The sequence below is a fragment of the Streptomyces sp. MBT53 genome (genome assembly GCF_016654115.1).
GTDB lineage: Bacteria > Actinomycetota > Actinomycetes > Streptomycetales > Streptomycetaceae > Streptomyces.
The window spans coordinates 60698-70308 of record NZ_JAEQAZ010000023.1 but is presented as its reverse complement, the minus strand read 5'-3'; the positions used below and the strand labels follow the sequence as shown (position 1 = coordinate 70308).

The window sequence follows — 9611 nt, the reverse complement described above, 5'->3', positions numbered from 1 at the left end:
AGCCGCACGTGACCCACCCCCGCCGCAAGGCGGAACCACACTTCTCGGAGTAGCCCGACACGGCCTGACGGGTCGCCCGGCGACATCGGACGCAGCGCGGCCCGCTGCCCGGACAGGCGCCCGCCTCGCGGGCGCCGTCCGGCGGTCAAGAAGAAATCGCCACTGGCTGTCGACGTACGCGCGGGTCGGCCGACGGTGACGGGGATCTCTGAAACCGACCAGTGCTGCTCGTGTTCCCACTCGCTCCGGCGTTCGACCGGGTGGGGAGCACCATGAAGCGACCGGTGGGCAACACCAACGGTGGCTGCCTCACGACCGACTCCGGAGCCGCGTCGAACCACGCGCCGCATGGGAGACGCCCGGCTGTCCATCGGCGGAATTGCTCTCGTCACACATGCTCCCCGGCGATCGCCACTGTCCGGAAGGTCAGGAGGAGAGATCCCGATGTTCCCTGATCCTGCCGCAGGCGTTCCGCGCGAGGCACGTGTCCCGGCGGCCTCAGGATGAGCCTGCGCTTCTGCTCGTCGAAGGCCCGGGCAGCACCCGAGCAGTCGTACGACACGACCTCGTTCGGGCCAGTGACCTCGTCCTCGATCACTCACGTGAGCCCCAGTTGGTCATGATCCTTGTCACGCCGGCGAGCGTTGACCATGGGTGTGCTACGCGCGTAACCTGACGCGCGAGCGCCCCGCCGAGCACCCGCAGGCAGCCCCACACCAGGCTTCCGTGTCGGTGGGGTGGCCGGTCGGGTCGTGAAACTCACCGGTCAGGGAAGACCAGTTCCCCGCTCGATGACGCCGCAGTGATCCTGCCCTGGCGTCATGAGACAGGGGGATTGAAATGTACAGACCAATGCAGGCCGATATGGATGGCGGCGGTGGGCGAGATGCTCGCTGTCGCGTTCGCCTTAGGTGCCCCGCAGGCTTCCGCCGCGCAGACCTTCGCCGCACCGCCCGAGGGTTTCACCCGAGAGGGCTTCTCCAGCCCCGCCGCCACCTGTGTCCAGGGGCGTGAACGGCATCGCGGAAGGCAAGAAGAATGCCTGTCTCCGCCATCGGGAACTCACTCTGCCTCCTTTCGTTTACCTCTATGTGAAAAAGCAACGGGGGATTCTATGACCACGAATCTGACCATCGGCGAGCAGATCGTGCTGCTCGCGCTGGACGAAAAGACCGGCGAGCTGCGCGAGGCGCCGCTGCGGGTGTCCCTGGCGGCCTCGGCCGCCGCCCTGCTGGAGCTGGAGCTTCCCGGAACACCGGTGAGCCCTGCGGCTGCGGCCATGGACGAGCACAAGCGGAACCACCCCGAGGAGACGCCTCGGGAGTGGCTGCTGGCAGTGCGGGAGGCGGCGCTCGACGCGGCGTACCAGGGGCTCCTGGAGAAGGGGCTCGTGCGGGAGGAGGGGCGGCGGGTGCTCGGAGTGTTCGGATCGGTGAAACACCCGGTCACGGACCCGTCGGAGCCGGCAGCGCTGCGCGGACGGCTGACCTCCGTCCTCGCGGAGGGCCAGGACCCCGACGAGCGCACGGCCGCGCTGATCACCGTCCTCCACCACTCGGGCCTGAAGGCCGTCCTGCCCCAGGGTCCCGCTCTCGATGATCGACTGACCGCGATCACCGAAGGGCAGGGCCAGGCCGCGGCACTGGGGGACACCATCCGCACCACGATCGCCGCTCTCACTGCGGTCATCGCTGCGTCCGCTCTTTAGGACATTCACGGGGGGAAACAGTCTTGAGTGTCTCCGTGCACCAAACGCTTTTGCCAGAACATTCGGAACAACCGGAAACCGGCGAGGACATCGAAAGCGTCGGACGACTGCTGGACCAGCGGCTCAGGAAACTGCATGCGGAACAGCAGGAAATCCTGTCGTTCGGCTACTCGCTGATCCGCCAGTCCCTCCTGCGGCATCCCACCGGACAGCCCCGGGAAGACGACAGGGGCATGTGCGACTGGGCCGTGGACCTCACGTCCCAGGCCCGGCGCGAAGTCCTCACGATGCAGCCGGAACGGACCCTGACACCGGAGGCGATCCTCACCGCGCGCCGCGTCGGCCTGACCTGCCTGCGGCGCGGGGTGGCGATGAAGATCCTGCTCCAGAGACGGGCCCTGGAGAACGAGGCGACATCCGCGCTCTTCGCCGAGCTGATCCGGCACGGCGCACAGGTCCGTCTCCTCGACGGCGAGTTCCAACGGGTGCTGATCGCCGACCGGGAGACCGCCGTCTTCCAGGCGGAGCGGGACACCGCACCGGGCGGGGCGCTCGTGGAACAGGGGGCGCTGGCCGACGTCCTCCTGTCGTTCTTCGACCTCTGCTGGTCGAAGGCGCTGGAGGCCTCGACGCTGCTCGATCCCGTCCTGCTGGACGGCACGCATCTGAAGGTGCTCCAAACCATGTCGCGCGCCGACAAGGACGAGGTCGGCGCGCGTGAACTCGGCATCTCCGTCCGCACCTACCGGGGGCGGGTCGCGGAAGTGCTGAGACGCCTCCAGGCCACCACCCGCTTTCAAGCGGCCCTAAGGGCGAAGGAGTTGGGCCTGATCTGAACCACCGGCACGCCCGCCGGGCCCGTCCTCGGCCAGGTCCCTCACCAGCCGCAGCACACGCGGCTGGACCGAGGGCACCAACCGAGCGGCCCGGCGGGCGTGTTCGGTGCGGGAGCAGAGGAGGTTGCGGGCGAGGGCGTACCGGCCCCGGTCCGGGACCAGCACGAGTTCCTCGAAGAGCTTCACGTCGCCGGAGACCACGCGCCGGATCTCGTCGTCGAGGTCCCCGTCCCAGTCGAGGGGGCGGACCAGCGTGCCGGAGTCGTCCATCCGCCGGTACCAGTCCCTCATGTCCGCCGACACGGCCGCGCGGAACGACTCGTCGTGCCGGCCGGACCGGAGTTCACGCAGCAGCCCGTGGGCGGTTCGCGCGTCGTCGAGCACGACCAGGGGTAGCCGGTGGGGGCGCGGCATCCGGTTCCTACGGGTGCCGACGTCCATCAGGAGGGCCGCGGTCGGTTCGACGACGGTGCGGAACGTGTACCCCGCGTCGGCCACCCGCAGCCACAGGTCCCAGTCCTCCAAGCCCGCACCACCGCGCCAGCCCCCGACCCGCTCCACGACACCGCGCCGGTGTGCCGCCCTCGACGGCTCGAACATCGGCCCCAGCAACTGGAGTTGGGGGTGCCAGAAGGCAGACAGCGGGGCGAACTCGGCGGCTTCCGCGCCGTCCGCGTCGTGGTAGGTGCAGCCCGTCACCGCGAAGTCCGCGCCCGCCCGCAACATGCCGAGCAGGGCCTTGAGGTGGCCGGGGCGCCAGAGGTCGTCGTGGTCGAGGTAGGCGATGAACTCACCTCGGGCCAGGGCGAGTCCGGCGTTGCGGGGGCCGCTGGGGTGGCCGCTGCGCTCGACGCGGTGAAGTCGGACGCGGGGGTCCTGGTGCGCAGCACGCAGTACCCAGTCGTCGGTGTCGTCGTCGGAACCGTCGGAGAGGACGAGCAGTTCCCAGGCCTGGATGGTCTGGGCGCGGACGGAGTCGATGGTTTCGGTGATCTTCGCCGATCGGTTGTAGGTCGGGCAGATCACCGAGAACAGCGGCGCCACAACGTCGTTCACAGGAACGCCGGCCTGTCCGCAGCAGCGTTTCGCGCCAGCAGCACGCCCGCCGCCCCCGTCGCCAGGTCCGTCGTCAGGCGGACGTTCTCCAGACCCAGGTACGCGGGAGCACCCTCGTGGGGGACCTCGTACAGGCGGGCCGTGGCGGCGTAGCGCTCGACGGCGGCGGCCTGCGCCGGTCCGGCCAGCCGGGTGGCCGTCAGGAGGACGCCCGCGAAGCCATGGAAGAGGCCCACGGTGTGAGGGACGCAGTCCAGGGCCGACCGCAGGACGGTCCCGCAGGCCGACTCGTACTGCGGCTCGGGGCGCTGTCCGAGGTACTCCCGCAGGACCGTGGCGGTGCCGCCGCTGCCCGCCGCGAACGTGGGACGCGTGCCGGCGGAGCCCGCCGTCCAGCCGTCGTCCGTCCAGCCGAGGGCGCGCAGATCGGCGTCCAGGAGGTCGTGGGCGGCGTCGAGGAGGCCGGCGTCGGGGGTGTGGGCGTACAGGCGCAGCAGGAGCAACGCGGTGCCGGCCCGGCCGCGCAGCAGACCGGCCTCGCCTCGCCGGGGCGGACGGGTCGCCGCGCTCTCGACGAGGTGTTCCGCGAGGAGGGTGGCCTGCTTGAGGTTGTTGTCGTCGCCGGTGGCGCGCGCGAAGTACAGGTGGGCGAGGGCGAGTCCGGCACGGCCGTCCAGGAGGGTGTCGTTCGCGGGTTCCGCCGCGGAGGCCTCCTTCAGGAGGGCCGCCGCGGTGTCGGTGCGGCCGAGGTGGTGGAGAACGCAGGCGACACCGGACGTGCCGGTGTAGAGGCCGGGGGACGGGTCGGTGGTCCGGCGCGCCGACTCCGCCAGCCAGTCGACGTGCTCGGCGGGAATCTCCGTCCCCGTCTCGGCGAGGGTCCAGAGGACTCCGGCAGCTCCGTATGCGAGGCAGGTGCCGCCCTCCCGGAGGATGAACTGGGCGGTGTCGCCGGGGTAGAGGCGGTCTTGGCGGGTGGGGGTGGCGGTGGAGAGGATACCGACGGCCGTAGCGAGCCTGCCGGTGCCGACCGGGGCCGTGGGCCTCTCGCCGGGCGCCGGGTCCTGCGCGTCGGTGCCGAGGTCGACGCGGGCCTTCGCGCCGCCCCCCTCGGACACCGCGCCCACCACACCCGCGCCCAGATCCGCGCGCACCTTCTCCCCGAAGTCCCCCGGCACCGGATACCGCGACTCGAGAAGCTCGATCAGCTGATCCAGCTTCTCGGGACCCCACGCCAACAGACTGGTCAGCGGTGTGAACAGGGCGATCCGGAGGCACCCCAGTGCGTACCGGTCGATCGCCGTGCCCCGGTACGCGGGGGGCGCGGCAAATCCCGGCGCCGCGTGGATCTGGCGGGCCGTGAAGTCCGTCGACGCCGTCTCCAGGTCGATGAACGCGACGGAGTCGTCAGGGCGGATCATGACGTTGCCGGGATGGAGGTCGCCGAAGACCACACCCCGTTCGTGCATGGCCCGCACGCCCTGGTCGATCTGGTCGAGGACGTCGACAGCCCACCGCGTGTACGCCGCCGTCCGCTCCACATCGGCCTCCGGAGACGCCGGGTTGTCCCGGGTCGTCCGCACCGCGAGCGTCTCCCCCTCCACGAACTCCCGGACGAGGAAGTGGTGTTCGTGCCCCACACGAGCCTCGATCAGGCGAGGTACCCAGGGAAGTCCGGCGAGCCGCTCCAGGCAGTCCCGCTCGCGCTGGAGCCGGGCGACGGCGTCCTCGCCATGCGTGTCGATGCCGGCGAGCGGTCGCGCCTCCCGCAGCAGGACGGGCGCACCGGTACGCGTGTCGGTCCCCCGGTACACGCCCCCACCGTTGGAGAAGTGCAGAGCACGCTCGGCGCGGTAGGGGAAGTCGTGCAGCGTCCCCGCGTTGCGCGCCTCCAGCGCCTCCGTCAGGCAGTCGGGGATCGTCACCCACTCCGGGGGCTTGAAGGAAGGCCCGCGCACGTCCGGTACCGGCCGGCCCTCGGGGTCCTCGATACAGGGAACGCTCTCCCCGTTCGCCGTCTTCATCATGCGTGCGACGAACCCGCCGTACCGCACGTAGAGCGGACCGGAGCGCCACCGCAGGTCGCTGAGGATGTAGGGCCCGCGCTCGCCGTCGAGGATCTCGCCCAGTTCACCCAGAACGAGAGCCAGTCGCGCCTCGTCCTCGGGATAGACGGTGATGAACTTACCGCTGGCCCCCCGGTCCCCGTACTTGCCGTTGCGGCGCAACAGCACCTGCCTGCTGCGGATGAACTTGAACGCCATGCGCTGCTCGACCAGCCACTCCCAGGACCGGGCGAGGATGCTCCGCGCGTTCTCCGACGTCGCCGACACGTGGACTTTCCAGCCCTGCGCGGGCAGTTGACAGCCGTGCGGGGTGAGCATCGTCCAGTCGGTGCCGGTGTGGCAGGACCAGTCGGCGGGTGGCGCGGAAGCGAGGAAGTCGTCGTCCGGGTCGGAGGTGTCGGCCTCGGTCCGGTCGAAGAAGGGGGTGCCGGGCGCCAGGAACATCACACGCCGATACGCATCCATAACAGGTCAACCGCTTTCGGGAGTACGGGAGTTCAGGGGTCGGCGTCAGCGCCAGAACGGCGCCACGTACTTCAGGTACAGCCAGTCACCGAGGCTCCGCTCACCCGCGTCCACCACAGCCTGGCCGGTTGTCCCCGGCGCGAGCCGCCCACCGTCGAGGACGACCCCGGCGACCGGCACCTTCAGCGAGTCGAGCCCGGTCACGGGGACGAACGCGGAGAACGGCACCGACAGGTCCACGAAGTCGCCGGACGCGACCTCGGCCGTACCTAGCTGCTTCTGGAGAACAACCCCGCCGCTCTGCAACGTCACCTCGGCGCCGGGCTCAATGGCGTCCCGGTCGGTCGTCCCGGTCGCCACAAGGACCGTCCGCCCCCGCTCCTCCACGAACCCGCCGGTCACGGTGTACGGCACGGAGATCCCCAGCAGCGCCGCCGCTACCACCCCGACCGCCGCCACAGAGACGGTCACCCGTCGCCACCCGGCCGCCCCCGCCGTCCGCGCCTCCGCAAGCAGCTTGAGGACGCCGACGTACACGCGCAGCGACAGATACCCGAGCGCGACGGAGACGAGGACCGCACCCACCATCCCCGCGCTCTCCAGAACCGACCCCCACAGCGTGAAGGCCATGCTGACGACATACAGCGGGAACAGCATGCAGGCCAGCCCGAACAAGGGCGCCCACTCGACGCCGGGCAGCTCCCGCTCGTACCGCCCGCCGAACAGCAGCCGGGCGACGAGGCGGCGGGCGTCCGTGATGGAGCGGTCCCGCAGGTGGGAGATGTCGAGGTGGCTCATCAGCGCCAGGTAGCCGTCGAGCTTGACGAACGGGATGGTGTTGAAGAGGCCGGAGGCGTAGTTGGTGACCGTGAGGAGCAGCAGGAAATCACGCACAGCGGGGTTTCCCCCCGCCACCGCCACGACCACCGAACCGACGCCCGCGAGACCGGCGATGACCGTCTGGGTGGCGATCCCGGCGAGCGCGACCCGTACGCGCTGCCGGTTCCTCGGCAGCCGCCAGCCGTCGGAGACGTCGCAGAAGAACGCGGGTGTCAGGTAGAAGAGCATGAAGCCCATACGGCTGGGCCGGCCGCCGTAGTGGCTCAGGACCAGGCCGTGGGACAGCTCGTGGAGCATGGTGCCGCAGTAGGTGACGACGAGCAGCGCGAGCAGCGCCGGCAGGGAGATCGGCTCGGACAGGGCGGCGATCGTCGTCTGCGCCTGGGCGACGAGCGACAGCAGCCCCGCCCCGGCGAGGGTCGCGGCCACGATCGCCCAACCCCGGTGCGCCAGGCGGGCGGTGAGCGGGCGGAACACGTTCAGCATGCGTTCCGGGCGGACCACGGTGAGCTGGACGGTGAGCGGCGGGACGAACGTGATCCGGCGCTCCCGGCGCGGTGTGGCGGCCGCGTCTTCGAGAAGCCCCGTGCGCCGAGCGCGCAGCAGCCCCTCGCCGACCAGCTCGACCGACCAGCCCAGCTCCTTCGCCAGGTCCTCGGCGTCACGGGTGCCATCGGCCAGCCGCAGGAGGTTCGCCATCCCGGCGGCCACCCGCAGGTAGCGCTGCGCGCCGGACTGGACGAGCCAGGGGGCGCCGTCCTCGATCGGCTCGTGGACCCGGGCGTCCGGCGCCAGGCGGGGACGCTCGGGCAGCGGTGCCGGGGGCTTCTCCTCCTGGCGCCTCTTCAGGGCCGTTCTCACGGAAGGTCCCGGCGCAGGAACAGGGTCCGGGCGACGACCGTGCCCGCGCCGATCCACACCGCGAGCACCAGCAGGGCCCACGGGATCGGCAGCAGGTTCTCGTTGCCGCCCCGGTACACGGACGCCATGGCTTCGTCGATGGTGAGCCTGCCGATCGCCGGGACGAGCCGCAGCAGGCCCTCGCCGACCAGCCAGGTGCTGACCAGCAGGACGAGGATCGAGGCGACCTGCTGCCGGATCAGCAACCCGAGCAGCGCCCCCCACACGGCGCCGACCACGATGGTCAGCATCACCCCGAGCAGCGTCCACGTCGTGGTCGCCGTCCACTCCGGCTGCCGGTCGTGCCCGGCGAGGAACAGGCACGGGCTGACGGCGGCCAGCGCCCCGGCCGCGAGGGCGAACACCGCGCCGCTGCCGACGACGGCGAGCAGCTTGGCCGTGAGCAGCCGCCCCCGCCCGCCGCTCAGCAGCACCGACCGGCTGATGGCGCCGTTCCCGAACTCCCGGGTGACCGCGAGCAACGCGACGACTGCGGCGGCGAGTTCGACCATGAACCAGCCCTGCACCAGCGTGGAGGTGATCTCCGCGGTGCTGCCGCCGCCGGGGTTCTTGTCCGCATCCTGCTGGACGAACCCGGCGTCGGCCATCACACACATCAGGACGGCGGCTGCGGCGACCACCCACCCGGCGCGCCCGGTCCAGACCTTCCGCCACTCGGCTCCGATCAGGTCACGCACGAACGTCCTCCTTCACGGTGGGGTCGGCCAGGTCGAAGAAGCGGCTCTCCAGGCTGAGTTCGCCGTTCCTCGTGAGTTCGGCGGCGGTGCCGCTGTAGCGCAGGGTCTTCTGGAGGATGACGATGTCGTCGGCCATCTGCTCGACCTCCGCCAGGATGTGGCTGGAGACCAGCACGGTGCGGCCCTCGTCCGCGAGGGAGCGCAGGAGTTCGCGGAGCCAGCGGATGCCGTCGGGGTCGAGGCCGTTGGCGGGTTCGTCGAGGATGAGCAGTTCGGGGTCCGCGAGCAGCGCGGTGGCCAGGGCGTGCCGCTGCCGCATGCCCTGTGAGTAGTCGCGGAGTCTGCGGTGGGCGTCGGAGGCGAGTCCCACCTGTTCGAGGACGTCGTCCACCCGGGTGCGGGGCAGGCCGCAGGTCTGGGCCCAGATCCGCAGGTCGGCGCGGCCGGAGGCAGCGGCGGAGGGGCCGATGCCGTCGATGCTGACGCCCACCCGGTGGGCTGCTCCGGGCAGTTGTGCGTACGGATGGCCGAAGATCGTGGCGCTGCCCGCCGTCGGGCGCGCGAGCCCCAGCAGCATCCGCAGAGTCGTCGTCTTCCCGGCCCCGTTGCGCCCGAGGAGGCCCACCACCCGGCCCGAACGGACGGTGAACGACACGTCCTCGACGGCGGTCAGCTCGCCGTAGCGCTTCGTGAGTCCCGTGATGTCGATGGCGTCGGTCACGCCACGTCCTCCCCTGCGGCTTCGGGCCGCACGTATATTCGTCGGTGCGGCCCTGTTCCGGACGCCAATGGCCGGCGTCCGGAACAGGGCACTGTCCGTCAGGCACCGCACCGTCAGGTCGCGATGACCGAGGTGACGGCGATGGTGCTGTAGGCGGCGCTGACGCCGGCCGAGATGGCGGCGCTGGCGAGGAAGCTGTCCCACCAGTCAGGCGCCTCCATGCCCTCCAGCTCCTCCATGGACAGCTCCTGCATGGCCAGTTCCAGAGCGGGGTTCGTGTTCTCCTTCATTTCTTTCACCTCCTTCCCGATGTCTTGGGTC

The 9611-nt window shown here is 70.9% G+C and carries 8 protein-coding genes; 2 read left to right on the top strand and 6 right to left on the bottom strand.

What is annotated here, in order from left to right:
* Window positions 1–1114 precede the first annotated feature (1114 nt).
* On the top strand, window positions 1115–1708 hold the full coding sequence (locus JHN45_RS11530; protein ID WP_201048947.1) for a GPP34 family phosphoprotein: 594 nt from the start codon (window positions 1115–1117) through the stop codon (window positions 1706–1708).
* Between the two features lie 50 nt (window positions 1709–1758).
* On the top strand, window positions 1759–2544 hold the full coding sequence (locus JHN45_RS11525) for a hypothetical protein (RefSeq protein ID WP_200712704.1): 786 nt from the start codon (window positions 1759–1761) through the stop codon (window positions 2542–2544).
* On the opposite strand, the gene JHN45_RS11520 is transcribed toward JHN45_RS11525, so the two are convergent.
* From JHN45_RS11520 to JHN45_RS11495, 6 genes are all read right to left on the bottom strand, one after another.
* On the bottom strand, window positions 2515–3600 hold the full coding sequence (locus JHN45_RS11520) for a glycosyltransferase (protein WP_307783080.1): 1086 nt from the start codon (window positions 3598–3600) through the stop codon (window positions 2515–2517). The two genes, JHN45_RS11525 and JHN45_RS11520, sit on opposite strands and share 30 nt — an antisense overlap.
* Entirely contained in the window at window positions 3597–6110 is a 2514-nt protein-coding gene (gene lanKC / locus JHN45_RS11515) for a class III lanthionine synthetase LanKC (protein WP_236583581.1), read from the bottom strand. The genes JHN45_RS11520 and lanKC overlap by 4 nt, the downstream gene beginning before the upstream one ends.
* Before the next feature lie 66 nt (window positions 6111–6176).
* Entirely contained in the window at window positions 6177–7832 is a 1656-nt protein-coding gene (mpaP, locus tag JHN45_RS11510; protein WP_201048945.1) for a daptide biosynthesis intramembrane metalloprotease, read from the bottom strand.
* Window positions 7829–8569: an ABC transporter permease gene (locus JHN45_RS11505; RefSeq protein ID WP_201048944.1), complete on the bottom strand. Its 741-nt coding sequence runs from the start codon at window positions 8567–8569 to the stop codon at window positions 7829–7831. Before JHN45_RS11505 ends, mpaP begins: the two co-directional genes overlap by 4 nt.
* Window positions 8562–9290, bottom strand: a complete 729-nt coding sequence (locus JHN45_RS11500) for an ABC transporter ATP-binding protein (protein ID WP_201048943.1) — start codon at window positions 9288–9290, stop codon at window positions 8562–8564. The genes JHN45_RS11505 and JHN45_RS11500 overlap by 8 nt, the downstream gene beginning before the upstream one ends.
* Before the next feature lie 113 nt (window positions 9291–9403).
* Entirely contained in the window at window positions 9404–9580 is a 177-nt protein-coding gene (locus JHN45_RS11495) for a daptide-type RiPP (RefSeq protein WP_158002849.1), read from the bottom strand.
* Window positions 9581–9611: the final 31 nt, after the last annotated feature.

What these genes read in the sequence shown, in the direction of transcription:
- JHN45_RS11530 (WP_201048947.1), top strand. Translation starts at nt 1,115, where the DNA reads ATGACCACGAATCTGACCATCGGCGAGCAGATCGTGCTGCTCGCGCTG.
- JHN45_RS11495 (WP_158002849.1), bottom strand. Translation starts at nt 9,580, where the DNA reads ATGAAGGAGAACACGAACCCCGCTCTGGAACTGGCCATGCAGGAGCTG.
- lanKC (WP_236583581.1), bottom strand. Translation starts at nt 6,110, where the DNA reads ATGTTCCTGGCGCCCGGCACCCCCTTCTTCGACCGGACCGAGGCCGAC.